Origin of the sequence: Aurantiacibacter sp. MUD61 (genome assembly GCF_027912455.1) — a bacterium.
In the GTDB taxonomy this organism is placed as follows: domain Bacteria; phylum Pseudomonadota; class Alphaproteobacteria; order Sphingomonadales; family Sphingomonadaceae; genus Alteraurantiacibacter.
This window is the reverse complement of record NZ_CP115446.1, coordinates 2,643,187-2,669,309: the sequence shown is the minus strand read 5'-3', so window position 1 is coordinate 2,669,309 and position 26,123 is coordinate 2,643,187. Positions and strand designations below refer to the sequence as shown.

22 protein-coding genes are annotated in these 26,123 nt (G+C 61.6%); 11 read left to right on the top strand and 11 right to left on the bottom strand.

Going from position 1 to position 26,123, the window contains the following annotated elements; translation table 11 throughout:
- Positions 1-2 precede the first annotated feature (2 nt).
- Complete coding sequence (locus tag O2N64_RS12895) at positions 3-500, bottom strand: hypothetical protein (RefSeq protein WP_271077992.1); 498 nt, start codon at positions 498-500, stop codon at positions 3-5.
- A gap of 226 nt (positions 501-726) precedes the next feature.
- Here O2N64_RS12895 and O2N64_RS12890 point away from each other — a divergent pair, with 226 nt between their 5' ends.
- Genes O2N64_RS12890 through O2N64_RS12875 form a run of 4 tightly spaced genes read left to right on the top strand, consistent with a single transcriptional unit; the run spans position 727 to position 6,572 of the window.
- Positions 727-2,112, top strand: a complete 1,386-nt coding sequence (locus tag O2N64_RS12890; RefSeq protein ID WP_271077991.1) for a TIGR03013 family XrtA/PEP-CTERM system glycosyltransferase — start codon at positions 727-729, stop codon at positions 2,110-2,112.
- A complete protein-coding gene (gene prsK, locus O2N64_RS12885) occupies positions 2,112-4,220 on the top strand; it encodes an XrtA/PEP-CTERM system histidine kinase PrsK (protein ID WP_271077990.1) in 2,109 nt (702 codons plus the stop codon). Before O2N64_RS12890 ends, prsK begins: the two co-directional genes overlap by 1 nt.
- A complete protein-coding gene (prsR, locus tag O2N64_RS12880; protein ID WP_271077989.1) occupies positions 4,220-5,584 on the top strand; it encodes a PEP-CTERM-box response regulator transcription factor in 1,365 nt (454 codons plus the stop codon). Before prsK ends, prsR begins: the two co-directional genes overlap by 1 nt.
- Positions 5,585-5,609: 25 nt before the next feature.
- A complete protein-coding gene (locus tag O2N64_RS12875) occupies positions 5,610-6,572 on the top strand; it encodes a bile acid:sodium symporter (RefSeq protein WP_271077988.1) in 963 nt (320 codons plus the stop codon).
- Here O2N64_RS12875 and O2N64_RS12870 read toward each other — a convergent pair.
- Positions 6,556-7,623 carry a DUF475 domain-containing protein gene (locus tag O2N64_RS12870; RefSeq protein ID WP_271077987.1) on the bottom strand — a complete coding sequence of 356 codons (1,068 nt, stop codon included), beginning with the start codon at positions 7,621-7,623 and terminating at the stop codon, positions 6,556-6,558. The two genes, O2N64_RS12875 and O2N64_RS12870, sit on opposite strands and share 17 nt — an antisense overlap.
- Before the next feature lie 45 nt (positions 7,624-7,668).
- Complete coding sequence (gene panB, locus O2N64_RS12865) at positions 7,669-8,541, bottom strand: 3-methyl-2-oxobutanoate hydroxymethyltransferase (protein ID WP_271077986.1); 873 nt, start codon at positions 8,539-8,541, stop codon at positions 7,669-7,671.
- Positions 8,542-8,630: 89 nt separating this feature from the next.
- Here panB and O2N64_RS12860 point away from each other — a divergent pair, with 89 nt between their 5' ends.
- Positions 8,631-10,082 (top strand): sodium-dependent transporter, encoded by a 1,452-nt coding sequence (locus O2N64_RS12860; protein ID WP_271077985.1) that lies wholly within the window; start codon positions 8,631-8,633, stop codon positions 10,080-10,082.
- Positions 10,083-10,171: 89 nt separating this feature from the next.
- Here O2N64_RS12860 and O2N64_RS12855 read toward each other — a convergent pair whose 3' ends face one another.
- Complete coding sequence (locus tag O2N64_RS12855) at positions 10,172-10,642, bottom strand: pyridoxamine 5'-phosphate oxidase family protein (RefSeq protein ID WP_271077984.1); 471 nt, start codon at positions 10,640-10,642, stop codon at positions 10,172-10,174.
- A gap of 139 nt (positions 10,643-10,781) precedes the next feature.
- Here O2N64_RS12855 and O2N64_RS12850 point away from each other — a divergent pair, with 139 nt between their 5' ends.
- Complete coding sequence (locus tag O2N64_RS12850; protein WP_271077983.1) at positions 10,782-11,543, top strand: hypothetical protein; 762 nt, start codon at positions 10,782-10,784, stop codon at positions 11,541-11,543.
- A complete protein-coding gene (locus tag O2N64_RS12845; RefSeq protein WP_271077982.1) occupies positions 11,431-13,056 on the top strand; it encodes a DUF6504 family protein in 1,626 nt (541 codons plus the stop codon). Before O2N64_RS12850 ends, O2N64_RS12845 begins: the two co-directional genes overlap by 113 nt.
- Positions 13,057-13,232: 176 nt before the next feature.
- Here the strand turns inward: O2N64_RS12845 and O2N64_RS12840 are convergent, their stop codons facing one another.
- The 4 genes from O2N64_RS12840 to O2N64_RS12825 all read right to left on the bottom strand — a co-directional run bounded on the left by O2N64_RS12840 (position 13,233) and on the right by O2N64_RS12825 (position 16,659).
- Entirely contained in the window at positions 13,233-14,483 is a 1,251-nt protein-coding gene (locus O2N64_RS12840) for a hypothetical protein (RefSeq protein ID WP_271077981.1), read from the bottom strand.
- Entirely contained in the window at positions 14,480-15,280 is an 801-nt protein-coding gene (locus O2N64_RS12835) for a TerC family protein (protein ID WP_271077980.1), read from the bottom strand. The genes O2N64_RS12840 and O2N64_RS12835 overlap by 4 nt, the downstream gene beginning before the upstream one ends.
- 52 nt (positions 15,281-15,332) lie before the next feature.
- Entirely contained in the window at positions 15,333-15,746 is a 414-nt protein-coding gene (locus O2N64_RS12830; RefSeq protein WP_271077979.1) for a PilZ domain-containing protein, read from the bottom strand.
- A 175-nt stretch (positions 15,747-15,921) separates the two neighbouring features.
- On the bottom strand, positions 15,922-16,659 hold the full coding sequence (locus O2N64_RS12825; protein ID WP_271077978.1) for a carbonic anhydrase: 738 nt from the start codon (positions 16,657-16,659) through the stop codon (positions 15,922-15,924).
- Positions 16,660-16,893: 234 nt separating this feature from the next.
- Here O2N64_RS12825 and O2N64_RS12820 point away from each other — a divergent pair, with 234 nt between their 5' ends.
- The 4 genes from O2N64_RS12820 (at position 16,894) to O2N64_RS12805 (ending at position 24,127) form a co-directional block, all read left to right on the top strand.
- The gene (locus tag O2N64_RS12820; protein ID WP_271077977.1) at positions 16,894-18,135 is read left to right on the top strand and encodes a putative DNA modification/repair radical SAM protein; all 1,242 of its coding nucleotides are present in this window, start codon (positions 16,894-16,896) and stop codon (positions 18,133-18,135) included.
- A complete protein-coding gene (locus O2N64_RS12815; protein ID WP_271077976.1) occupies positions 18,132-19,580 on the top strand; it encodes a UdgX family uracil-DNA binding protein in 1,449 nt (482 codons plus the stop codon). The genes O2N64_RS12820 and O2N64_RS12815 overlap by 4 nt, the downstream gene beginning before the upstream one ends.
- A gap of 102 nt (positions 19,581-19,682) precedes the next feature.
- Positions 19,683-23,399 (top strand): error-prone DNA polymerase, encoded by a 3,717-nt coding sequence (locus O2N64_RS12810; RefSeq protein ID WP_271077975.1) that lies wholly within the window; start codon positions 19,683-19,685, stop codon positions 23,397-23,399.
- A 41-nt stretch (positions 23,400-23,440) separates the two neighbouring features.
- On the top strand, positions 23,441-24,127 hold the full coding sequence (locus O2N64_RS12805) for an extensin-like domain-containing protein (protein ID WP_271077974.1): 687 nt from the start codon (positions 23,441-23,443) through the stop codon (positions 24,125-24,127).
- Between the two features lie 91 nt (positions 24,128-24,218).
- Here the strand turns inward: O2N64_RS12805 and O2N64_RS12800 are convergent, their stop codons facing one another.
- From O2N64_RS12800 to phoU, 3 genes are all read right to left on the bottom strand, one after another.
- Positions 24,219-24,446: a hypothetical protein gene (locus tag O2N64_RS12800; protein WP_271077973.1), complete on the bottom strand. Its 228-nt coding sequence runs from the start codon at positions 24,444-24,446 to the stop codon at positions 24,219-24,221.
- 211 nt (positions 24,447-24,657) lie between these two features.
- The gene (phoB, locus tag O2N64_RS12795; protein WP_271077972.1) at positions 24,658-25,347 is read right to left on the bottom strand and encodes a phosphate regulon transcriptional regulator PhoB; all 690 of its coding nucleotides are present in this window, start codon (positions 25,345-25,347) and stop codon (positions 24,658-24,660) included.
- 108 nt (positions 25,348-25,455) lie between these two features.
- Positions 25,456-26,121 carry a phosphate signaling complex protein PhoU gene (gene phoU / locus O2N64_RS12790; protein ID WP_271077971.1) on the bottom strand — a complete coding sequence of 222 codons (666 nt, stop codon included), beginning with the start codon at positions 26,119-26,121 and terminating at the stop codon, positions 25,456-25,458.
- Positions 26,122-26,123: the final 2 nt, after the last annotated feature.

The following is a 26,123-nucleotide window of genomic DNA, read 5'->3' as shown; positions in this document are numbered from 1 at the left end:
GATCAGGTCGGCGCATCCGCGCTGGAACCGCGCCGACCGCTGCGGCGAGCGGATGCGCGAATGGCCTGCTCGCGCGCGGCTTCGGGATCGCGCAGTTCGGGGGGCAGGGAGGCGAGGAAGCTCTCATATTGCTCATCGGTCAGGCTGTCGATCCACCCGCGCGTATAGCCTGGCACCGATATGCGGCCCTGAGAGCGGCTATCGGCGACGCTCCAACTGCCGCCACCGCCCGGTGACGAGCTTCCCCCGCCGAAGCCACCGTTCTCGCTGCCGAAGCTGCCTTGCGTGCGCTCCTGCCGCGCATCCACCATGCCGCCCACTCGCCTGTCGCTGGGAGCGACTTCGGTCTGTTCGACATAGGTAATTGCCGTCTCTGCCTCTATCGCTTCGCGCTGATCGCTATCCGCAAACATGGCAATCGCCGCCGTCATCGACAGCGTGACGACCGCGAAATGCTTGTACATCTTCAGCGGAATAGGAGGCTTGGTGAGCTTCGCCATATGCTCTCTATACGCGATCACCCGTTAACCAATGACGCGGCGGCAGGGTTAATATCGCCTTTCAAAGCGGCAAAATGCGAAACTGTCGCCATTCCATCTCAAGACGCAAAGCCGCAGTTCTCCTATGTTTTGGCAAGGCTGTGTAAAATTTACCGACATTTCATCTGTTGCAGTTAACGCCGTCCAAGGTCCGGAAATCCCTCCGCGACCCGAAACGGCAGAAGCGATGGTTCGTCTCTTCAAACACTATATCCCTCATGCGGTTATCCTGCTGGGATTGCTGGATTTCATCCTGTTGCTTGTAGCGGGCGATCTGGCATGGAAGCTGCGCGCCTCGCAGATCGGGATGGATGCGGGCGAGCTCGTATCGCGCATCCTGCCACTGCTGGGCTTTGCCATTACGACTTTGACCGCGATGATCGCCGTCGGCGTCTACGGTCCGGAGGCGCTGCGTTCGATGCGGTTTGCTGCTGCGCGACTGCTGGTCGCGGTGAGCCTCGCCATTCTTGCGCTGGCGGTGATCGATTTCCTCCTGCCCGGTCAAACCTATTGGCGCAGCATATTGCTGTTCGCGATGGCGCTGGCGGTTGCGATGCTGATGATTAATCGACTGATTGTCGGCGGCATTCTGGGAACCTCCGCCTTCCGCCGCCGCGTGCTCGTCCTAGGCGCTGGCCTGCGGGCAGACCGTCTACGCAAGCTAAGCCAAAAACCCGACAGCGGCTTTACCATCGTCGGCTATATCAACATGGGTAGCGGGGCGACCGCAGTGGCCGAAGCCATAGACAGACCCGCGATCAGCGATCTCTCCGAACATGTCGCCAAACTCGGTGCGACCGAAGTCGTCCTTGCGCTCGAAGAACGTCGCAATTCGCTTCCGCTCAAAGACCTCGTGCGAGTGAAAACGGCCGGCGTGCACGTCAACGAATTTTCCAGCTTTCTCGAAAGGGAAACGGGCCGGGTCGATCTCGACACGCTCAACCCCAGCTGGCTCATATTCTCGGACGGATTTTCTTCAGGCAGGGCCTTTTCCAGCGCTGCCAAGCGTGTGTTCGACATTCTGGCCAGCGGTATTCTGTTGCTGCTGACATTCCCCATCATCCTGCTCTTCGCAGCCATCGTGAAAATCGACAGCAAGGGGCCGGCTTTTTTCCGGCAGAAGCGCGTGGGTCGCTATGGCCAGACCTTCGAGCTGGTCAAACTGCGCAGTATGCGCACCGATGCTGAAAAGGACGGCTCCAAATGGGCGGAGAAAAACGATCCGCGCGTGACGCGTGTTGGCTCCTTCATCCGCAAGGTGCGGATTGACGAACTGCCGCAGGTCTGGACGGTCCTGTGCGGCCATATGAGCTTCGTCGGTCCGCGGCCCGAAGTGCCGACTTTTGTGGAGGATCTGGACGACAAGCTGCCCTATTACGCCGAACGTCATGTGGTAAAACCCGGCATCACGGGATGGGCGCAGATCAACTATCCCTATGGCGCGAGCATAGAGGATGCCCGGCACAAGCTGGAATATGATCTCTACTACGCCAAGAACTACACCCCCTTCCTCGATCTGCTGATCATGCTGCAAACGCTGCGGGTCATCCTCTGGCCGGAGGGTGCGCGCTAATGGGCGTTGCGTGGGATCTGGTGGTCTACATGGCCTATCTGGCGGCAGCGATTGCGGCCGTCGCACTCAGCCTGTGGCTGGCGACCAATAGCCGTGCGCAGGGCCCGGCGGTCGCAGCGACGTCTGCTGCCCTGGGGGTGAATGCTGCGTGGGCATTTTGCGTGGCAGGGTTTGGCGTGGGCGCCGTCATCACGCAGGTGACGATGGCGATGAGCTATCTCGCATGGCTCTGGATGCTCTATCGCCTCTTCAGCCATGACGACCGGGACAAAAGCCTCGGCCCCATTCGCCCGGTTGTGGCTGCGCTCGCCTTTGTCGAATTGATGCAATTCGCGCTCATTCCGGCTGCACTGCAATATCCCGATCAGCCCGCCGCACAATCGCTGATCAGCCAGTTCTCTTTCACTTTCCGACTACTGCTCTGCATCGGAACACTGGTGCTGCTGCACAATCTCTATGCTGGCGCATCGCAGCAGGCGCGGCTTGCGCTGCGCTGGCCGGCAGCGGCGCTGGGCGGCCTGTTTCTCTTCGACCTCAACTTGTATGCCATCGCCTATCTTGGGGGAGGCACTCCTGAGCTGTTGCAGAGCCTCAGGTCCGTGGCGTTTTTTCTTGCCGTATTGCTGCTCGCTTTCGGGCTATTTCGGAACAAGGAAGAATTGCGCTTCCGCCCCTCGCGTAGCTTTGCCTTCCAGTCATTCTCGCTACTTCTGATCGGCGCCTATCTGGTCGCGATGATCGTGGTGGCGCAGGGGCTCTCCTACGTCGGCAGCGATTACGGGCGACTGCTGCAAACAGGCTTCGTACTGCTCGCATGCGCCATTGCGCTGACGGTCATGTCGTCGAAGCGGCTGCGCTCCTGGCTGCGCGTCACGCTGTCAAAGAACCTGTTCCAGCATCGCTACGATTACCGTTCCGAATGGCTGCGCTTTACCAATACGATTGGCCGCGCCGGACCGCAGGCTCCGCCTCTGCCGGAACGCGCGGTGCAGGCCGTTGCCGATATTACCGATAGCCCATCGGGCCTGCTGCTGACGCCGAGAGAGGAGGGCGGCCTCGCTCTCGCCGCACGCTGGCAATGGCCTCAGATGGAAGTGCCGGGCGATGCGCTGAGCCAGGCGGGGGCGCGCTTTTTCGAGGAAAGCCAGTTCATCCTCGACCTCGACGATTTGCGCCGCGGACAGCAGGATAACATTCCCTCCGCCGCTTGTCCGCCGTGGTTGCTTGCCGATCCCAATAGCTGGGCGATGGTCCCGCTGCTGCATTACGAGCGCCTCGTGGGGATCGTCGTGCTCGCACGGCCGCCGCACACGCGCCGCCTTGACTGGGAGGATTTTGACCTCCTGCGCGTGGTGGGCCGCCAGCTTGCGAGCTATCTGGCAGAGCAGGGCAGTCAGGATGCGCTTGGCGAAGCGCAGCGGTTCGACGAATTCAACCGTCGGATTGCCTTTGTGATGCATGACATCAAGAATTTGGCGAGCCAGCTTTCGCTGCTCGCACGCAATGCCGAAAAGCACGCGGAGAAGCCAGAATTTCGCGCCGACATGATCCTGACGCTGCGCAATTCGACCGACAAGCTGCAAGCGCTGCTCGCGCGCCTTGGCCGATACGGCAGTCTCGGCGGTAAGGAGCATGACGAATTCGCACTGGAACATGTGCTGGAGCGGATATCGCAGCAATATCGCGGTCAATATGACGTGTCGCTGCTGCTGCATGACAAATGCACGGTAAAAGGCGATCGGGAAGCGCTGGAACAGGCGCTGGTCCATCTGGTGCAGAACGCTGTCGAGGCGAGCGAGAACGGCGCACCCGTCATCCTCGATCTGCGCGCCGAAGCGGGCAATGCGCAGCTTGAAATCATCGATTCCGGCAGCGGCATGTCGCCCGAATTCATCCGTACGCGGCTGTTCAAGCCGTTCCACTCCTCCAAGCCCGGCGGCTTTGGTATCGGCGCTTTCGAAGCGCGCGAGCTGATCCGCGCGATGGGCGGTCGTCTCGACGTCGAATCGCGCGAAGGGCTCGGCACCCGCTTCGTCATCCGTCTGCCGCTGAGCGGTACGGCTGACATCATCCAGGCAATGCAATCACACAAGAAAGAGGTCGCGTAATGGCCGAGCACAAACCCAAACTGCTGATCGTTGAAGATGACGAGGGCCTGCAGGCGCAGCTCAAATGGGCCTATGAGGATTTCGACGTAACGATCGTCGGCAATCGGGAGGATGCGATTGCCGCGCTGCGAGCGGAGGAGCCGCCTGTCGTGACGCTCGACCTTGGCCTCCCGCCTGACCCCGATGGCACAACCGAGGGGTTCAAAGTGCTCGACGAGATCATGGCGCTGAAGCCTGATACGAAGGTCATTGTCGCCTCTGGCCATGGCGCGCGGGAAAGTGCGCTGCAGGCAATCGAGCATGGCGCCTATGATTTCTACCAGAAGCCTGTCGATATCGAACAGCTGGGGCTGATCGTGCGCCGCGCGCTCAATCTGCATACGATCGAGCAGGAAAACCGTGCGCTCGCCGCCAAGGCGGGCGAGGGTAACACGGTGCTGGGCGGCATGATCACCTCCGCCCCGGAAATGGTCAAAGTCGCGCGCACGATCGAGCGTGTGGCGAATACCAATGTCTCTGTCATGCTGCTGGGCGCAAGCGGGACCGGCAAGGAACTGCTGGCGCGCGGCCTGCATGATGCGAGCGATCGCAAGAGCGGCAATTTCGTTGCCATCAATTGCGCGGCGATCCCTGAAAACCTGCTCGAAAGTGAGCTGTTCGGTCACGAGAAGGGCGCGTTCACCGGCGCTGTGAAGACGACCGAAGGCAAGATCGAAATGGCAAACGGCGGCACGCTGTTCCTCGATGAAGTGGGCGATATTCCGCTCCCGCTGCAGGTCAAACTGCTGCGCTTCCTGCAGGAACGCACTATTGAGCGGATTGGTGGCCGCAGTTCCATCGCCGTCGATACGCGCATCGTCTGCGCCACGCATCAGGACCTCGAGGCGATGGTGGGCGACGGTCGCTTCCGCGAAGACCTGTTCTATCGCCTTGCAGAAATCGTCGTGAAAATCCCCGCACTCGCAGAGCGGCCCGGTGATGCGACGCTGCTCGCCAAGGCTTTCCTCAAGCGGTTTGCCAATGAAATGAACCCGGCGGTGACAGGCTTCGCGCCCGACGCGCTAGCCGCCATCGATGGCTGGAACTGGCCGGGCAATGTGCGCGAGCTGGAAAACCGCGTGAAGCGCGCTGTGATCATGGCCGAGGGCAAGCTCGTCGCTGCCGAAGATCTCGATCTCACGGAAGAGGATGAGGAAGCGGCAAATGTGCTCAATCTGAAGAGCGCGCGCGAGAAATCGGACCGGACAGTTATCCGTCACGCCTTGGCGCGGAGCGAAGGGAACATCTCCAACACTGCCAAGATTCTGGGGATCAGCCGTCCGACGCTTTATGACCTGCTGAAGCAATACGACTTGCAGCACTAGCGCGCACGCGGCACACCGCGCGCCGATGATGGGGCGCGTGCTGACATTCTTCGATCCGCTGGTGCGGTTGTTACTGGTTGCGATTGTGGCCGCGAGCTTGCTGCCGGTGAGCGGGCAGGGCGCGGTCATCGCACGCATCGTATCTGACGTCGCGATCTTCCTGCTGTTCCTGCTTAACGGCCTGCGCCTGCCGCGCAGCAAGGTGTTTACGGGGCTGAGGCATTTGCGCTTCCTCCTGCCGCTGATCGTATTCGTGTTCGGCGTGATGGGTCTGGTCGGATGGTTTGTCTCTGCGCGCGCGGACGGCCTGTTGCCAGCGAGCGTCGCGCTCGGCTTCCTGTTCCTCGGGGTGCTACCATCGACGGTGCAATCGGCGACGGCCTACACGTCACTGGCAGGGGGTAATGTCGCCAATTCGGTCGTCGCCGCGGCGGTGCTTAACATCCTTGGCGTCTTCATCAGCGCGCCGATCATCGCTTTGGTTGTGAGCGGCGGTGTGGCTGGGCTTGACCTCGGCACCCTGGAGCGGATCGGCATGATCCTGCTGCTGCCTTTCCTGCTGGGGCAAATGTTGCAGGGCTGGCTTGGCCCGCTGGTGGCGGATCGCAAGCGACTTTTCAGCCTAATGGACCGGTTCGCGATTGCGATTGCGGTCTATGTCGCCTTCTCGGGTGCGGTGGTGCAGGGATTATGGACGTTCATTTCGCTGGGCGAGTGGTTGGTTCTGCTGGGCCTTGTCGGGTTGATGCTGGCCGTGGGCTTCATCGGCGCATGGGCACTAGGCGGCGCGCTCGGGCTTTTGCGCGCCGACCGGATTTCCTTCCTTTTCGCAGGAGCGCAAAAGAGCATCGCCATGGGCGCGCCGCTCGCCGCCGTGCTGTTCGCGCCAGAAGTCGCAGGGCTGATCCTGCTGCCCGTGCTGATTTACCATCTGGTGCAGTTGATTATCTCAGCACCGCTGGCGAGCAGGTTTACTCGGCAGGGCTAGCCCCGGCTGCTTTTTCCGCGCGGTTGTGTCGCACCGACCACCAGAAACTCAGCCCGATCAATACCACGCCAATAAGACCGGTAATCGCTTCGGGCACATGCACGATGGCCGATGTCAGCATGATCGCGCCGAGCACGATGATTGCCCAGAACGCGCCGTGCTCGAGGTAGCGATATTCCGCCAGCGTTCCCTTGCGTACGAGGTGGATCGTCATGGAGCGCACGAACATTGCCCCGATGGAGAGACCCAGCGCGATAACGATCATATTGTTCGACAGTGCAAAGGCGCCGATCACCCCGTCGAAGCTGAAGCTCGCATCGAGGACTTCGAGGTAAAGGAAACCGCCAAGGCCGGATCGCACGACGGCGCCACTGGCCTTTTTCGCTTCCTCGCGCATGTTCAGATATTCGCCGAGCGCATCGACGGCGATGTATGTCACCAGGCCGAGCACGCCTGCGGTGATGAAAGTCAGCGCATCCGCATCGGAAAGCTGCATCGAGATTACCCAGATCACGACCAGCAGCAGCGCAATTTCAATTGCGGGCAGGGCAGCCACTTTTGTGAGCTGCCTTTCCAGCACGCCGATCCAGTGCACGTCCTTGTCCGCGTCAAAGAAGAATTTGAGGCCCACCATTGCAAGGAACGCGCCGCCGAAACCGGCAATGCCGATGTGCGCGCCTGACACGATCTGCTCATATTGCTCGGGATCGTTCAGCGATAGGTTCACCGCCTCGATAGGCCCGATATTCGCCGCAATCGCGACAATTGCGAGCGGAAAAACAATACGCGTCCCGAACACCGCAATCGCAATACCCCAGACCAGAAAGCGCTGCTGCCAGACAGGATCCATCTCCCGCAGGACAGTCGCATTCACCACCGCATTGTCGAAGCTCAATGAGACTTCGAGGATGGAAAGGATCGTGATGATCCACATGATCTGCAGCACCGCGCCGAGAGTGTCGGTGCTGGCAATCGCATACCACAGGCCAAGCCCCAGGCAGCCTGCGGTGAAGAACAGCGAGAATGTGTAATAGCGCAGCAAGGTCGCCATGCGGTCAATCCTGATGAAACGGAGAATTAGGGTGGCTTTGCGCCGTCAGCTCTTGGGTTGGTAAAGCTGTTCCGGCCCGGGGAAGCTACGATTGCGAACCTCGTCGGCATATTGCGCAGCCGTGTCGCCAATGGTCGTTGCAATGTCGTTATACTTCTTCACGAAGCGCGGGACGCGTTCGAACATGCCGAGCATGTCGTCTGTCACCAGCACCTGCCCATCGCATTTGGCCGAGGCGCCAATGCCGATGGTGGGGCAGGACACTGCTTCGGTCACCGCGATAGCAATAGGCTCGACCACGCCTTCAACGACGATGGCGAATGCTCCGGCCTCGTCCAAGGCCTTGGCATCGCTGACAATCTTTTCGGCTTCTGCATCGCTGCGGCCGCGGGCCATATAGCCGCCGAGCACATTGACGGCCTGCGGGGTCAGGCCGACATGGCCCATCACCGGAATGCCGCGCTGGCTAAGGAAAGCCACGGTTTCCGCCATCGCTTCGCCGCCTTCCAGCTTCACTGCCGCAGCGCCGCTTTCTTTCAGCAGCCGAGCGGCCGCATCGAAAGCGTCTTGCGGTGAGGCCTCGTAAGAGCCGAACGGCATGTCGACGACCACTACCGAATGGTAACTACCCCGCACCACAGCAGCGGCATGGTTCGCCATCATTTCCATGGTGACAGGGATCGTGGAGGGCAGGCCATAGATCACCTGACCAAGCGAATCTCCCACCAGCAGCAGGTCGCAATGCGGATCGAGCAGTTGCGCCTGCCGCGCGGTGTACGCCGTCAGCATCACAATCGGTTCTTCCGTTGTGCCGTCTACCTTCCGCGCGCGAATCTTCGGCACGGTGAGCCGCTTCATCGGCGCAGGAGTGGGATTGGCGCGGCTGGTCGATGTATCGAGTGTGTAGGTCGTGGACATACGACCTCTTTAACAGACTGCCCTCTCGACGCGAGACTTGTTTGTATGCAAAAGGGCGCAAACCTTCGGGCGAGAGGATAATCTTTACTATGGCACTTACCCAGTCGGGGACCACTTCGGGGGACGGTTGGTCTTCACGTACAGCATTCATTCTGGCTGCCGTTGGCGCAGCCGTTGGCCTTGGCAATATCTGGCGTTTTCCGACGCTTGCGGGTGAGAACGGGGGCGGTGCTTTCATTCTTGTCTACATCGGTTTCGTGATCCTTCTGGGCCTGCCGCTGGTCCTTTCCGAGATCCTGCTCGGCCGCGCTGGCGGAGAGGATGCAATTGGCTCCGTCCGCAATGTGGCGGAGCATTCGAAGCGATCCAAGAACTGGAAAGGCATCGGCGCGCTGCAGATTACGGCGGGTTTTCTGATCCTCTCCTTCTACTCCGTGGTGGCTGGCTGGGTCATCAATTACGTTTTCGCGTCGGGAGGGGACTTCTTCGGCGCACTGTTTAGCGGCGAGCCGTTTGCCGGGGCGTTTGCTGGCGAGAGCCAGGACGAGATCACGGGCCGCATGGGAGATCTCTTTGCGAGCCCGGGCCTGTTGATCGGTTTGCATGCTGCCTTCATGGCGGCAACGGTATGGATCGTGGCGAGCGGTGTTGGCGACGGGATCGAGAAGGCCGCGAAGTGGCTGATGCCGGCGTTCTTCGTCTTGCTTGTCGTTGTGACGCTGTACGGCGCGATCGTGACCGATGAGTTTGGCGATGCGGTTGCCTTCATGTTCACACCGGACTTCGAGAAGCTGAACCCGACCGCATTGAACGAGGCATTGGGGCAGGCCCTGTTCTCGCTCAGCCTCGCAGCGGGTGGCTTGCTGACCTACGGTGCCTATGTGTCGCGCGATGTGAACCTCGCTCCCACGGCAACCATGATCGCTTTTGCCGATACGGCGGTTGCGATCCTCGCCGGCCTGATGATCTTCCCGATCGTCTTCTCGGTCGGTCTCGATCCGGCTGCTGGCCCGGCGCTGATCTTCCAGTCGCTGCCGATCGCTTTCAACCAGATGCCGGCAGGTTCGCTGGTCGGGTTCGTGTTCTTTACGCTGATCTTCTTTGCGGCGTTGACGAGTTCGATCTCGCTGCTCGAAGGCCCGACGGCCTGGGTGATCGACCGCTTCCGTTTCCGTCGCCCTGTGGCGGCGATCCTGGTGGGCGGTGTTGCCTTCCTGATCGGCGTAGTGTGCGCGCTCGGCTACAATGTGTGGTCTGAAGTCCGGCCGCTGTGGTTCTGGGACATCTTCGCAGAGAACGACATCCTCGATGCGCTTGACGGCTTTACCGGCAAGATCATGCTGCCCCTTGGCGCGTTCCTCGTATCGATCTTCGTCGGCTGGTTTGCGGATCGTCGCCTTGTGCAGCAGCAGACCGGTCTTTCTGGCGGCATGTTCATGCTGTGGCGTTTCCTCGTCGCGTTTGTCTGCCCCATCGCGGTTGGCCTCGTCCTGCTGTTCGGCTTGTTCCCGGGCCTGATCACTCCGGCAGCGGCGGGCTAAGGCACAGCGCCTAGCGTGTAGGAAAGCGAAAAGGGCCGCCGCTCCGGATTGGAGCGGCGGCCCTTTCTCTTTGCGGTGCTCTGTGTAGCTTAGAGCGTCGTTTCGGTATGCTCTTCCTTGGCGTCTTCGCGCACGTCAAATCCGAAGAGCATCTTGGCATTGTCGACAAAGCCCAGATCGCTGTTCCAGATCTCGGCCTGACCAAGGTCCATGCGCAGCATCAGCAGGTTCGGATCGTCCTTGCCGCCGGGGAACCATGCTTCGACAATGGTACTCCACTGCTTGTCGAGGCGTTCCTTGCTGGTTTCCTCTGTCAGCACACCTGAGAAGCGCGCGAACATCTCGTGCCCCTTGCCTGCGAAAGTCGCGGTGGCGGGGCCGCCATTGGCGAGCACGTGATCCTTGGTGGTGAAGAACCAGATCGCGCTGTTTGCATCCTTGTCGAGCTGCGCGGTCATCGGCACGGCGGTTTCCGGCGCTGCGTCGAGCTGCAGGAAGACGAACGGGCTGCTGTCCAGCGATTTCCAGAAGTCGTGCTTCAGTTCCTTGGTATCGGTCATTTCAATCTCCTTTGCTGTTCCAACGGCTTGCCCCCGCCCGCGGTTCCACTTCTCTTGGCTCATCAACACGATTGGTGGGCCAAGCAGTTGCATGGCTGCGTGAATGGGAACATAAGAGGAACAAAGGAGTCGATTCGGAATGGACATGGCTACCCTGCCACGCGCAGCGGAGATGTCTCGTGCCGGTGCCCGCAATCCGCGTTGGCATCCCGGCAGCGCGCCAGCCCTGCATAGCGAGATCTTTGCCCCCGCCAATGAGGCGAGCGGGGCAGGGGCGGCCTTTGCCCTGGCGATGGATGGCTGGCGCAGCGCCGCACGGCAGGACGACAGCCTTCCTGCAGCGGAGGAGCGCGCGGTGCTGTGGGTGCAGGACCATGCGGCAATGCGCGCAGGCGGCAGGCCGTATCGCCCGGGCCTTCCCGAAGCCCTGCGCCACCGCCTGATCCATGTCGCCGCCAGGACGCCGGAGGATGCGCTTTTCGCCATGGAGGAGGGGATGCGCTGCCGTGACCTGGCTTGCGTGATCGGCGAAGTGGCCGGCAATCCGCGGGCGATGGACTTCACCGCCTCGCGCCGCCTCACCCTGGCGACGGAGAAGCATGGCGTGCCGCTGCTGCTCATCCGGCTCGACGCCAAAGCGGATTTGAGCTCTGCGCGCATGCGCTGGCGTATCGGCTCGGCCCAATCCGCCCCGCCGCTGTGGAACCCTCAGGCCCCCGGCCGCCCGGCCTGGCAGGCAGAGCTGTTCCGCAGCCGTACCCACATTCCCGGAGAGTGGATCCTGCGCGATGAACACAGCTTCCTCGCCGCAGAGCGTATCGAACCTGCCAGCAGCCCCGCCGCGCCGGATCATGGCGATCTGGGCGAGCGAGCTGGCACTCGATCGCTGGCGGCACTCTGAGAACTGCAAGGCGGGCGAAGGCGCCGATAGCGAGCCGCTCGCGCTGATCACCGAGACCGCGCATGGCCCGCGCATCGATGCGGCCAATGCCGCTGGCCTTGCTGCTGGCGCTGCAAAAGGCATGATGCTGGCCGACGCGCGCACGCTGTGCCCCGCCATCGCCGTGCGGCCGAGCGATCCGGCGGGCGATCTCGCTTTCCTTGAACGGCTCGCCATCTGGGCGCAGCGCTGGGGCCCGTGGAGCGCGATGGACGCGCCCGATGGCCTGCTGGTGGATGTGAGCGCGGTGGCGCACCTGTTCGGCGGAGAGCGCCGCCTGCTCGCCGATGTGGAGGCGCGTTGCACCGCGCGCGGCCTCTCGGTCAGCGCGGCCATCGCGCCCACGGCAGGCGCGGCCTGGGCGCTGGCGCATTTCGCCGCATCGGGAGCGATCCTTGGACCGGATGAAGACATCGCCGCGCGCCTTGCGGACCTGCCGGTGGCCGCGCTCCGCCTCGACAATGACGTGCTGCTGGTGCTGCGGCGGTTGGGGCTGAAGCGGCTTGGCGACCTTACCAGCGTGGGCGAGGGCCGGGGGGACGAGCAGCGCGGGCGCGATGCGCTCCACCGCCGCTTCCGCAATCGCAAGTCGCCTGCCGCCAACCCGCTTATCCGCATGGACCAGCTGGCCGGCCGCGTGCCCGAACCATTGCTGCCCGTCGTCCCGCTCACCGCCGCGCTGGTGCAGCGCCGCCTGCTCGAACCGATCCGTCACCGCGACCTGCTCGATACGGTGGTGCGCGACCTTGCCGAAGACATGGCGCGCGAACTGGAAGGGAGAGGCGAGGGTGCACGCCGGCTGCAACTGGGCATGTGGCGCGTCGATGGCGAAGTGGTGGTGCGCGAACTGGAGATGGCGGCGGCCACCCGCGATCCGGCGCATATCCTGCGGCTGTTCACCGCGCGCCTTGACGATGTGGATGCGGGCTTCGGGATCGAGATGGTGCGCCTGCGCGCCAGCTGGGCAGAGCCGCTGGGCCTCGACCAGACCGATCTGGAAGCTGCGGCAGAGGCGCATGGCACTTCGCTTGCCGCCTGCATGGACCGGCTGACCGTGCGGCTTGGCAAAGGCGCGGTGCAGCGCCCGGTGCTGAAGGCGAGCCATGTTCCCGAACGCGCGCAGGGCTGGCAGCCGCCGCTTGAGGCAGAGCCCGCCACGCAGGGCCAGCTCGCTTTCCACACCCGCCCCATCAAGCTGCTCGAACCGGCAGAGGGGATCGCCGTGCTCTATGCCAGCCCCGATGGTTATCCCCAGCGCTTTCGCTGGCGCGGCGAGGTCTTCGAAGTGGCGCGGGTGGAAGGGCCGGAACGCATCGCGCCCGAATGGTGGCGCGAGAAAGGCACAGCCCGCCTGCGCGACTACTACCGGATCGAAGATGCGAAGGGCCGCCGCTACTGGCTCTACCGCCTCGGCCTGATCGGAGACGGGCGAGGCGGCGCGCCCGAATGGTTCGTGCAGGGCCTGTTTGCGTGAGTTAGTTGAAAGGGGTGTGACAGGTGTGACAGTGTCCAGGCGAAGAAAAGAATGCCTGCAAACAGCGTGGCGCAAATTGCGGAAATACCGATCAAAAGTGTCAGGGGCGCGGGCAATTGTCGTCATTCAAAATGACCAGCACAGATCCGCCGATGTAGGAAAGCCCATTGCAGGGACTATTCGATTTCGATCACTCCCAGAGGCAAGTTCTCACCCATCACAGTCTGCCGAACCAACCGATACTCGCCCGAAGGCAACATAAGCGTCACCGCCTCGGCGTCAGGTCCAACCAACATCTGGTCCATTGCAATCGCGCCTTCCGGCTCACCTACAACAAACGCGCGCACCAGACTTCGTACACCCAAGGCTTGCAAGGGAACCACCCGGGGTTTGCGGTACCCGCCCATGCCGAGCCAGTCGGGTCGGCCATTGATTAGCTGTTGTTCGGGATGGATCACGCCGTAATCGACCCGGTAAGTACCAGACGGTCGCTCTGATCCGTATGGAATGGCAACGGGAATAGCGGGTGCGCCGAAGTGCGAGACATAGGCCCTGTAAAGCAACGAGTTATGATCACCATGCTGCTCAGTGCCTTGGGTTTGATCGATCGTCAGCGGATCTTCACCCGTCAGCTCTTTGAGCCGACCTGCGAAAACGTGCAATGGTGCATCCGGCAGACTTTCCGCAACATGGCCAAAGCCGACATGGATCAGGATGCGAAGCTCCGGATCGGAGTCGAGCACTGCCTTGATATTCTCTGCTTGCGAAAGCTCGCGGTAGTTGCGGATATCGATGTTCGGATCTGCACCAAAGGCTGCGCGCTGTTCCGGAGTAATCTCGTAGCCGATCAAGGTGTAGCCAGCCACTTCGGCTTGTCGCGCGAGATCGCCGAAAACCGGTTCCATTGTGTAGAATCCAGTGACCGCATTTCCGACCGGGGCACCGTCGACGAGCAGCGGCCCACAATGTAATCCTGAGCAAAACGTCTCCGCCGCAAAATGCGTGAAACCCACATCACGCAGCGCGAGCATCAAATCGTGAGTAAACGCCCGCTGGCGAGGCGAATGATGTGCCTCGTTGATGATCACCACGCGTGCACTCTCAGCACTACGAACGATTTCCTCTATGGCTGGCAATGCTTGCAGGCCCGAGAGGTCAGGTAACGATCCGCTTGGTGGGTCCACTCCTCGCACCCAAAGTTCATTTGCTGTCGCCAGATCACCGCTAAACGACCAGTACTGCGCCCCCGTACGGCTCGCTTGCGGGTCAGCCTCCATCACTTCTTCAAGCAATACCAAGGCAGGCATAAGGTCGTCTTGAAGCGTTAATCGAAGGACATCATTCAAAGTCGGCGGCGGCGTTGCTTGCGCCAACACAAGTGGCGCGAAAGCCAAAAGGGCTATCGAACGGGCCAGCTTGCGTTTCAAGTCTCCGCCGCCAGCTTCTCACGCTTGTTCCGCTGAACCATGTTGAGAATTTCCACTCCGACGGAAAAGCCCATCGCGACGTAGATGTAGCCCTTGGGGACGTGGAAGCCGAAACCGTCGGCGATCAGGACGACGCCGATCATCACGAGGAAGGCGAGGGCGAGCATCACCAGCGTCGGGTTTTTTTCGATAAAACGGGCGAGGGGATCGGCGGCGACCATCATCACACCAACGGTGAAAACCACGGCAGCGACCATGATGGGGATTTCGTCCGTCATGCCCACCGCGGTGAGGATCGAATCGACCGAGAACACAAGGTCGATCGCCACGATCTGCGCGATGACCGCTCCGAAAGTGGCAGTCGCGGCCTTGGCCATGTCCGGCGTCTTGTCGAGAATGTCGCCCGAATTGTCCTCCGGCTCCATCGAGTGGTGGATTTCCTTGGTCGCCTTCCACAGCAGGAACAGGCCACCCGCCAGCAGGATCAGGTCGCGCCCGCTGAATGCGGTTTCGAAACTCGGTTCGCCATAGTCATTCGGCGCGCCTGTAATGCCAAGGTCGAACAAGGGCTCCTGCAATGTCACGATCCAGCCGATCAGCATCAGCAGCCCGATGCGCATGATCAGAGCCAGCGCCAGGCCGATGCGCCGCGCCTTGCTTTGCTGGTGCTCGGGCAGCTTGTTGGACAGGATGGCGATGAAGATGAGGTTGTCGACGCCGAGGATGACCTCCAGCGCGATCAGGGTGAGCAATGCCAGCCATGCGGCGGGATCGGAAAGCAGCGCCATGATATCCATGCCACCGCAATGTCACAGGGCGAAGCTTGGTTCCAGCTTCACCGACTCGCGATCAACAAAATAGCATGGGTTTTCCGCCGTTATTCGGCTTGGAGCCGTCAGGCACGGAGGGACCAGCGCCGCTGTCAGCGTTATGCACCAGCCTGGGGCCGGAGGGCGCCTCCTCGATAGTCTTTTCGAGCATTTTGAGAGGGATGGGCGCTTCGAACTGCACGCCGCACATGCCGGGCTTCGACCAGGTGATGAACCCGTATGCCTCGCCATAGGGCCAGTCGAGGATCACCGCGCAGCCCTTTCCCGGAGGTTTCTCCGCCGTGATCCGCGCGCCGTGCTCCGAGATATCGAACAGGCGCCCGGGCACATTGCCGCTGGGGTTGAGGATAAGGACCATGCAATCGACACGGGTTCGGGGGCTGGCGCGGCGTTCTGTAACTGGCTTTTGTGTCTCGCGCGCAAACAGCTTCATGGCATGCCCCGTTCTCGTGGTTGCATCATGCGATGCTCTGCGCTGGTTAAACCGGACCTAAGAAACAGGGTTAGGATGAAGTTAAGCACGAATGCGTGGCCGCAGAATCGTGAGCAAAAACAAAAAGGGCACGCCTCCGCAGAGACGCGCCCGTTTCGTTAGATCACTCTAAAATTTAGTCTTCCGGCGCAATGACCAGTCGATTGCCCTGCGGTTGCAGCGAACGTGCGGTCGGGCCGAGCGAGGCATACATAGCGCGGATTTGCTCGACGCTGGCGGTCATGGTTTCATCGGCCACGTGCCAGTTCACACCCTCGCTGCACGGCGGGGTGGTGAGTGAGCCCATGTAGCGGAACACGTTCAGATCATCGGGCACCATGTCATTCACATCGAAACTGACATCCATGCCATTGTGCACATCGTTGTCGCCCAGATGCGGCATGATGGCGGCGAGTGCGGGGTTGGCTTCGCCTTCTTCGAACATCACGCCCAGAACGCCGAGGCGACCATCGTCAGTGGCGTGTACGAAGTGTGCAACCAGCGGCTGACGCTCACCATCGATGGAGTGCTCGGCCGGGGTGTGAAAGTGGACCTGGATCAGGTTGAACTCGATGCCGCCCGAAGTCATGCCCATGCCTTCGGGGAAATTTACCTGCACCTTCTCTTCGCCCAGAGCCATTGTGCCAGTGGTGCTGCCGAAATTGGTCGTCAATGCGATATCGCCGCGCGCATTGGGAGCGCCAAGATCGATCGGCGACTGGTTGAGGCCGGCATCGCACATGCCGTAATCGCTATTGATCAGCGACCAGCGTTCGTCATCGACACCATCGCCGAAATTCCAGTCCTTCTCCTGCGCCATTGCAGGGATAGCCATCAGTGCGGCTACGGCGGTGTAAGCAAGAAGTTTCATCATTCTCTCCAACTCTGTTGCGAGGGGAGGAATTTTTTCTCTGCCCCTCTCACTGGGGGCGGTGCCCCGTTCAGCTGCGTCCGACATCACGAGCATGGCTCGCCAGAGGGGCCCGGTACGCGCGCATCGCTTGGGCGACACGCTTGCCCATACAATTCGGACGGCGGGCAATGGTTCCGACGCTGGGGATGCGGGAAAGGTCTTGGCGAATCCGGCGTAAGAACATATAAGGAACAAATGCCCGCACTCGACACTATTCAGAAGCTCGAAATCCTCGCCGATGCGGCGAAGTATGATGCTTCCTGCGCGTCTTCGGGAACGGCGGAGCGCAACAGCAAGAATGGCAAGGGGATCGGATCGACCGAGGGGATGGGCATCTGCCACGCCTATGCGCCCGATGGCCGTTGTATCTCGCTTTTGAAGATCCTGCTGACCAATCACTGCATTTTCGATTGCCACTACTGCGTGAACCGCAAGAGCTCGAACGTGCGCCGCGCGCGCTTCACCCCGCGTGAGGTCGCGGACCTGACGATCACTTTCTACCGCCGCAATTATATCGAGGGGCTGTTTCTCTCCTCCGGCATCATCAAGAGCTCCAACCACACGATGGAGGAGATGGTCGAATGCGCGCGTATCCTGCGCGATGAATACGACTTTCGCGGCTATATCCATTTGAAGACGATTCCAGAGGCCGATCCGCAGCTGGTGCATCAGGCGGGGCTCTATGCCGACCGCGTCTCGATCAATGTCGAGCTGCCGACCGATGCCGGGCTCACTCGCCTCGCGCCCGACAAGGACAGCCGCCAGATCGAAGGCGCGATGGGCGGGGTCAAGATGGCGATTCGGCAGGCGAAGGATGAGAAAAAGCGCTTCAAACACGCACCGCGCTTTGCGCCGGGTGGCCAGTCGACGCAGATGATCGTCGGTGCCGATGCCGCGACCGACAGCGATATCGTGGGCAAGGCGAGCCGCCTGTATGACAGTTTCAAGCTGCGACGCGTCTATTACAGTGCCTTCTCGCCCATTCCCGATGCCAGCGCCGTGCTGCCGCTGAAGCGCCCGCCGCTGATGCGCGAGCACCGGCTGTACCAGTCGGACTGGCTGATGCGATTCTACGGTTTCGCGCCCAAGGAAGTGATGCAGGCGACCGAGGCGGATGGGAATTTGCCGCTCGATATCGATCCGAAACTCGCCTGGGCGCTCAAATTCCGCGACAGCTTCCCGGTCGACGTCAACCGCGCCTCGAAAGAGCAGCTGCTGCGCGTGCCGGGCCTGGGAACACGCGCCGTCGGGCAAATTCTGGCGTCACGACGTCACCGCACGCTGCGGCTGGACGATGTGGCGAAGCTCACCGTCTCGATCACCAAGGTACGGCCCTTCATCTGCACGGTGGACTGGCGGCCGCTCACCCTGACCGACCGCGCCGATTTGCGCGCGCTGCTGGCTCCGAAGCAGGAGCAGCTGGAGCTGTTCGGATGACCGCGCTCCAGCACGTGAAACTCGGCACCTATTACGTGGTCAACATGCCAAGCCATGACGATTTTGCTTTCTGGCGGGAGCGGGCGCGGTCGCTTGTCCAGTGCGATGTGCCGCCCGACCGGGTGGCATGGGTGGAGCCGGGCGGTACCGGATCGTTGTTTTCTCACGGTGACCGGCGGATGCCTGTGCCCGAAGACCCGAACCGCATGGTGCGCGCGAGCAAGCGCTTCGTGAGCCTCGCCAAAACCGCGATCCACCACTCGGACCCGGAGCGTTTCGCGCTGCTCTATCGCCTGCTGTGGCGGCTCCAGTCCAACCCGCGGATGATGGAGGACAAGGCCGATCCCGATATCCGCCGGGTGGAGGAACTCGATAAGGCAGTGCGGCGCGATGCGCACAAGATGCACGCTTTCGTCCGCTTCAGGCTGGTGGAGGAGGGCGATGAGCCTGAGGCGGGCGAGCATTACGTCGCCTGGTTCGAGCCCGAGCACCACATATTGCGGCGCGAGGCGGGCTTTTTCGTGCGCCGCTTCGCCAATATGCGCTGGTCGATCCTCACCCCGCGCGGCAGCCTGTACTGGGACACGGAGACTTTGTGCGAAGGCCCTCCAGCGCAGAAATCGGACGCGCCCAGCGGCGATCCGGCGGAGGATCTCTGGCGCAAATATTATGCTTCCATCTTCAACCCCGCGCGGCTCAAGATCGGCGCGATGCTGAAAGAAATGCCGAAGAAATATTGGAAGAACATGCCCGAGGCGGAGCTCATCCCTGAGCTGATTGCCGGGGCGCAGGGGCGCGAGGGATCCATGGTGGCGGAAGGCAAATCGGAATTTGCCGCGCGGCCCGATACGCTGGAGGCGATTGGCAAAGCGATTGCCGGATGCCGCAATTGCCCCATCGGCAGTCTCGAAAACCATGCGGTTATGGGCGAGGGGCCACGCGATGCGCCTCTGATGATCGTTGGCGAGCAGCCGGGCGACAAGGAGGATATGGCCGGGCGTCCCTTCGTCGGCCCTGCAGGGCAGGTGCTGAGCGAGCATCTCTCCGCCGCCGGGATTGTGCGCGAGAAAGCCTATCTCACCAATGCGGTGAAGCATTTCAAATTCGTCCAGCGCGGCAAACGCCGCATCCACCAGTCCCCCGCCGCGAAGGAAATCGACACCTGCCGCTGGTGGCAGGAGGCCGAGCGCGCCATCGTGAAGCCTAAACTGGTGCTGGCGCTGGGTGCCTCTGCCGCGCGCAGCCTGCTCGGCAAGACGGTGAGTGTGAACAAGGTGCGCGGCACGCCGATCGCTCTTGAGGATGGCAGCGAGCTGTGGGTGACGGTGCATCCCTCTTACCTCCTGCGCCTCGATGGCGATGCGGCGGACGAACAGGAACGCCTGTTTGCGGCAGACCTTACGGCGGTGCGGGAACGGCTGGACCAGATGGCGGAGGCCCCCTGATCCGCTCACCCTGAGCCTGTCGAAGGGGCGTTCTTCACTTCTCGCGTGACGCCTGAAGAAAAGCGGTCCTTCGACAGGCTCAGGACGAGCGAGGTGTTTCACATGCCTGAAAACGACCTCGTCCAGCCCAAGCGCACAATCGATCTCGATCCCGACACGATCGACGCACCGCCGCGCGCGCCTTTCGTCGAGCTGGGGATCGTGTCCTGCTTCAGCTTCCTGCGCGGAGCCTCCGATGCGGTGGACCTCGTACTGGCCGCGCGGCAGCTTGGCTATGACGCCATCGGGATTGCCGATGCCAACAGCATGGCCGGCGTGGTGCGCGTGCATACGGAAGCGAAAACGCTCAAACTGCGCCCGGTGATCGGCACGCGGATCGAAACGACAGAGGGCCTAGCGTTCCTCGCCTATCCCAAAGACCGCACCGCCTATGGCCGCCTTTGCCGCCTGATCAGTGCAGGGCGGATGTCCACGCTGGATGGCGAGTGGCAGGAGAAAGGCGCGTGCGAAATCAGCCTCATGATGCTGGCCGAGCATAGCGAGGATGTGCAGCTGATCCTTATCCCGCCCGATGATTTGGGTGCGGAGTTTACAATAGAAGTGAAGAGCAACGTCATCCCCCTCCCGCTTGCGGGAGGGGTTAGGGGTGGGCGCGAACGAAGTGAGCGTGAGAAAGAGGCTGTCCCCGAACGGGAGGGGAGTAATGATGGCCGTCTATTCGCACCGCAGAACATAACAGCCCCATTCCCCGACATTCTCCCCCACCTTGTGCGCACGCTCCCCACCATGCGCCATATCGCGGCGAGCTTCCTCTATCGCGGCAATGACATCGCCCGGCTCGACAGGCTCGACATGCTCGCGCGCGCCAACGGATTGCGGCTGCTGGCGACCAATGATGTGCATTATCACGCTGCCGAACGGCGCCCGTTGCAGGACGTGATGACGGCGATCCGGCACAAGACCACTGTGGCTGCCGCCGGGCACCTTCTCCATGCCAATGCCGAACGGCACCTGAAAAGCCCCGAGGAAATGCTGAGCCTGTTCGCCGCGTGGCCGCAGGCGATCCAGGCGACGCGGGATGTGGCCGATGCCTGCAATTTCAGCCTGGATGAGCTGCGCTACGAATATCCGGACGAGATATATCCGGGCGACATGGGACCGCAGGAATATCTCGAATGCTCCACCTTCTGGGGCGCGCAGGAGCGCTATCCGCACGGTATCCCGGACAGCGTCTTCGCCACGCTGGAGAAAGAACTGGCGCTGATCGCGAAGATGGATCTCGCGCGATATTTCCTCACTATTCAGGATATCGTCGATTTCGCCCGCACGCAGGTCGATCCGCCGATCCTTTGCCAGGGGCGGGGAAGCGCGGCCAATTCGGCAGTGTGTTTCTGCCTCGGCATTACCAATGTTGATCCGGCGCATCACCAGCTTTTGTTCGATCGATTTATCTCGGAAGACCGCAAGGAGCCGCCCGATATCGATGTCGATTTCGAGCATGAGCGGCGCGAGGAGGTGATCCAGTATCTTTATCGCAAATATGGCCGCCACCGTGCCGGGCTGACTGCGACGGTGATCCATTACCGCCCGCGCATGGCCATCCGCGAAGTCGGCAAGGCGATGGGATTGTCGGAAGATGTCACCAGCGCTCTCGCGCGCACCGTATGGGGCGGATGGGGTAAGGAAATCGGTGAGGATCACGCCGCTGAAACGGGCATGGATTTGAGCGATCCGCACCTCAGGCGCGTTCTCACTTTGACGAAGCAAATGGTTGGAATGCCGCGACATCTCTCGCAGCATGTCGGCGGCTTTATCCTCACCGAAGGCGCGCTGACGGAGACCGTGCCCATCGGCAATGGCGCCATGCCTAATCGCAGCTTCATCGAGTGGGACAAGGACGATATCGAGGCGCTCGGCATCCTGAAAGTCGATGTGCTGGCGCTGGGCATGCTCACCTGCATCAAGAAATGCCTCGACCTGCTGGAAGATCACCATGATCGCCCGCTGACGCTCGCCAGCGTGCCGCGTGAGGACCCTGAAACCTATGCCATGCTGCGCAAGGGCGATTCGCTGGGCGTGTTCCAGGTGGAAAGCCGCGCGCAGATGAACATGCTGCCGCGCCTGCGCCCGCGCGAATTCTACGATCTGGTGATCCAAGTCGCCATCGTGCGCCCCGGTCCGATCCAGGGCGATATGGTGCATCCCTACCTCAAGCGACGGCGCGGCGCGGAGAAAGTGGTGATCCCTGCGCCCAGTCCGCAGCACGGCCCGCCAGACGAGTTGTCCAGCATCCTCGAACGGACGCTGGGGGTACCGATTTTCCAGGAACAGGCGATGAAAATCGCGCTCGATGCGGCGAAATTCTCGTCCAAGGAGGCGAACCGCCTGCGCAAGGCGATGGCGACGTTCCGCAGCCGCGGCATGGTAGACGAATTGCAGGACATGATGGTCGAGCGGATGGTGACGCGCGGCTACGACCGCGAATTTGCCGAGCGCTGCTTCAACCAGATCCGCGGCTTTGGCGAATACGGCTTTCCCGAAAGCCACGCCGCCAGCTTCGCGCATCTGGTCTATGTGTCGAGCTGGCTCAAATGCCATTTCCCGGCTGCGTTTGCCTGCGGGTTGCTCAATTCGCAGCCGATGGGATTTTATGCCCCGGCGCAGATCGTGCGCGATGCGCGCGAGCATGGAGTGACGGTGCTGCCGGCGGATGTGAACCACAGCGAGTGGGATTGTACTTTGGAGGAATTGCGGCTGGCGGATGCCCACCCCACTGCGACTAGGCAGCAAGCTGCCAAGTCTCGTAATCCCCTCCCGCATGCGGGAGGGGCAGTGGAGCTTGGCGAACCGCAGGTGAGCCTTAGCGAAGCGGGGTGGGCCTCAGAGGGTGATGGCGAAGTGCAAGGCCGTGCCGACAAACACATCGCCCTGCGCCTCGGCCTGCGGCAGGTGGATGGTTTGCCCGAACATGTCGCGGCAAACCTGCTGGCGGCGCGGGCGCAGGAAGGGGCCTTTGCCGATGTGGCGGAACTGCGCGACCGGGCGCGGCTTTCCCCTGCGCATATCGAGCGCCTTGCGAGTGCGGATTGCTTCACTTCGATGGATTTGTCGCGGCGTCAGGCCCTGTGGGATGCGCGCAGCCTGGTTGGCGGGGAGGATCTGCCGCTCTTCCTGCATGCAGACGAGCGGGATGAGGGCGCGGAGCGGGGCCGCGCGATCCTGCCGAAAATGCCCTTGTCGGAGGAAGTCGTGGCCGATTACCAGACCACGCGGCTCAGCCTGAAGGCGCATCCGATGGCCTTCCTGCGTGCCAGCCTTGCCCAGCGTGGCTTCGTGCGCGCCTGCGACCTGAGGGACCGCAAGTTCCGCAGCATGGTGCATGTCGCGGGCGTGGTGCTGATTCGCCAGCGGCCGGGCAGCGCGAAGGGTGTGTGCTTCATCACGCTGGAGGATGAAACGGGCGTCATCAACCTCGTCGTGTGGCCCGATCTCAAGGAGAAGCAGCGCCGCGTCGTTATGGGGTCGCGATTGATGGAAGTGCGCGGACGGGTGGAATATGATGACGAAGTGATCCATGTCATCGCCCAGCATATGACCGACGCGACACCCGAACTTCACCGCCTTTCCGATGACATGCTCAACGCGCCGCTCGCGCGGGCAGATCATGTCACCAGCCCGCTGCCTCCGGGTAAGGGCAGGGCGGTGGAAGCAGCCGAGGGCGCAATCAAACCGCGCGACCTGATTGACCAGCTGAGCGGCAGCAAGGGCGGACATCCGCGCAACGTGCGGATCATTCCCAAATCGCGGGACTTTCACTGATGGCCGGGGGCAAAGCAAAACCGAGCGGGATGCGGCGAATCGTGAAATTGCTTGTCCTGCTGGCCGCGGGCGCTGCAGCATTCGTCTACGGACGCGCCTGGCTGGAAGACCATCCGCAGCACAATCCATGGGCACCGCTCGATCTCGACAATCCGCGCGGATGGGCGACAGCTATGAAAATTGGCGCCCTGCGTTCGGATCCTGCCGCCTGTAATGCAGTGCTCGAGCGCAGCGATATCACTTATACGATGCTGGAACCTGCAGGAGATGGCGCGTGTCGCCGGGAAAACAGGCTGGTGCTGCCTGAATCGCCGCTCACGCCGGCCAATCCAGAGATGACCTGCACAGTTGCGGTCAGCCTTAGCCAATGGCTGGCGAAGGATGTCGGACCGCTTGCAGAAGAAATGCTTGGATCGGCTGTGTCACGCGTCGAGCAGCTCGGGACGTATAATTGTCGGCGCGTTGGCGGAGGCGATGACGGCCGCTGGAGCCAGCATGCGACGAGCAATGCGATCGACATTTCTGCCTTTGTGCTCGGGGATGGAACGCGCGTTTCGGTGCTGAATGATTGGGGCGATGGCGAGGATCGTGGCCGCTTTCTGCGCGCGGTGCGTGACAGCGCTTGTCTCAATTTCGGGATTGTCCTCTCGCCCGAATACAATGCCGCCCACGCGGACCATTTCCACCTCGACCAGAGCCGTGGCCCACCTGCTGGCCTGTGTCGTTAGTCGGGTGCGTCAGAAGGCAGCAAAATGATACCAGACAAACAAAAACCCCCGCCGAAGCGGGGGTTTTCAAAATTCGATTTAGCGCCGTGGACTACGGGCTCATCGGCAACGGATCGTCGTCTTCATTGTCTTCAAGAAGAATGACGAGACCGATAGCAGCCAGAGCTGCGAGGATAGCGGCAATGACGCCAGCATCCATGCCAGCTTCTTCAGCGTTCAGTACCGGAGCACCTTCACGGTCAATAGCTGGCGCCGCAACGGCGGCGGTGGAGCCGAGCATAAGCCCGGCGGCGACTGCACTGGAAATAATCTTCTTCATTACGTGTCCTCGTTTCTGGGGAGGTTTCTCTATAGTTGACGGTCGTATATCGCAATTGCGGTATGATGTGAACCCGCAGCGGCAAATTTTGTCTCGAAGCGAGCCATATGTGCGTTGAAGTGACATTCCTACAACAACAATGACTTTGAAAAACGGGTAAAAAATTCCTCACTCGGTTTATGCTGCACCTGCGTTATCAAATGCTCAACTGCTAAACTGGTTCCAGCGCGTATCCGGCAGATCGCACCGTACGGATGGGATCAGGCGCTTTTTCGTGCGAGATCGCCTTCCTTAGGCGGCGAATATGTACGTCGACTGTACGTTCTTCGATCTCGCTGCCGGTGCCCCAGACAGCGTCGAGCAATTGCCCGCGCGAAAAGACCCGGCGCGGGTGCTCCATGAAGAATTTGATCAAGCGATACTCGGTAGGGCCAAGCTGCAATTCCTTGCCGCGCCGTTCAAGCCGATGCGCCACCGGATCGAGCCGCAGGTCCCCAACTTCGATCGTTTCGCCTGCCAGAGCAGGACGCACGCGGCGCAGGACGGCCGCGACTCGCGCCAACAACTCGCGCGGACTGAAGGGCTTGGTGAGATAATCATCGGCACCGGTTTCAAGGCCGCGCACCCGGTCGTCTTCCGCCTCGCGCGCGGTCAGCATGATGATAGGGACATGCGCAGTGGCTTTCTCGCGGCGCAGGCGGCGGCAGACTTCGATGCCGCTGACCCCTTCGATCATCCAGTCGAGGATGACCAGATCGGGCGGATCTTCCGAGGCAAGAACGAGCGCCTCATCGCCATCCGGCGTAGCGCGCACGCTGTAGCCTTCATTCTCGAACCGATATTCGAGCAATTCGGACAGCGCGCTATCGTCTTCCACCAGCAGAAGCTTGGGACTGGACATGCTTGTCTCCGTTCAGCCGCCCGCCATCCGGGCGCCTTCGGTGAGGGCATATGACACTTTCATGGCAGTTTTGTTGCAACCGGGCCCGCCATATCGCCGGATAACCGATCAGCGCTCGATATCGTCAGGATAGCTACCGGTGGCGGAATAGTGGACCATTTCGGCCACATTGGTCGCGTGGTCACCGATCCGCTCAATATTGCGGGCGACGAACAGCAGCTGCGCTGCGCTGCTGATGGTTTTCGGATTTTCTACCATGTGGCTGACAACATTGCGGAAAATGCTGTCGTAAAACGCATCGACCTTGTCATCGCGCTCGATCACTTCGCGGGCCAGGATCGGGTCACGCGCGGCAAAAGCCGTCAGCACGTCATGCACCATTTCGGCGGCGAGCTCGCCCATGGCGGGCAGCAGGGTGAGCGGTTCAAACGTCGCGCGACCCTCGATCCGGCCGATCCGCTTGGCAATGTTCTTGGCGTAATCACCGATGCGTTCGACAACGCCGCTGATTTTCAGCGCGGCGACGATTTCGCGAAGGTCATCGGCCATCGGCGCACGCAAAGCGAGCACGCGCACGGCCATGGCATCGACCTCTGCTTCAAGCGCGTCGAGCTTCTCATCGCGTTCGATCACCTGTTTGGCGAGCTCTTCGTCCCCGGACACAAGCGCGCTCAGCGCCTCGCTGATGGCGAGTTCGGCAAGCCCGCCCATTTCCGCGATCAATCCGCGGATATGGGTGATGTCTTCGTCAAAGGCTTTGACTGTATGGTCCATAA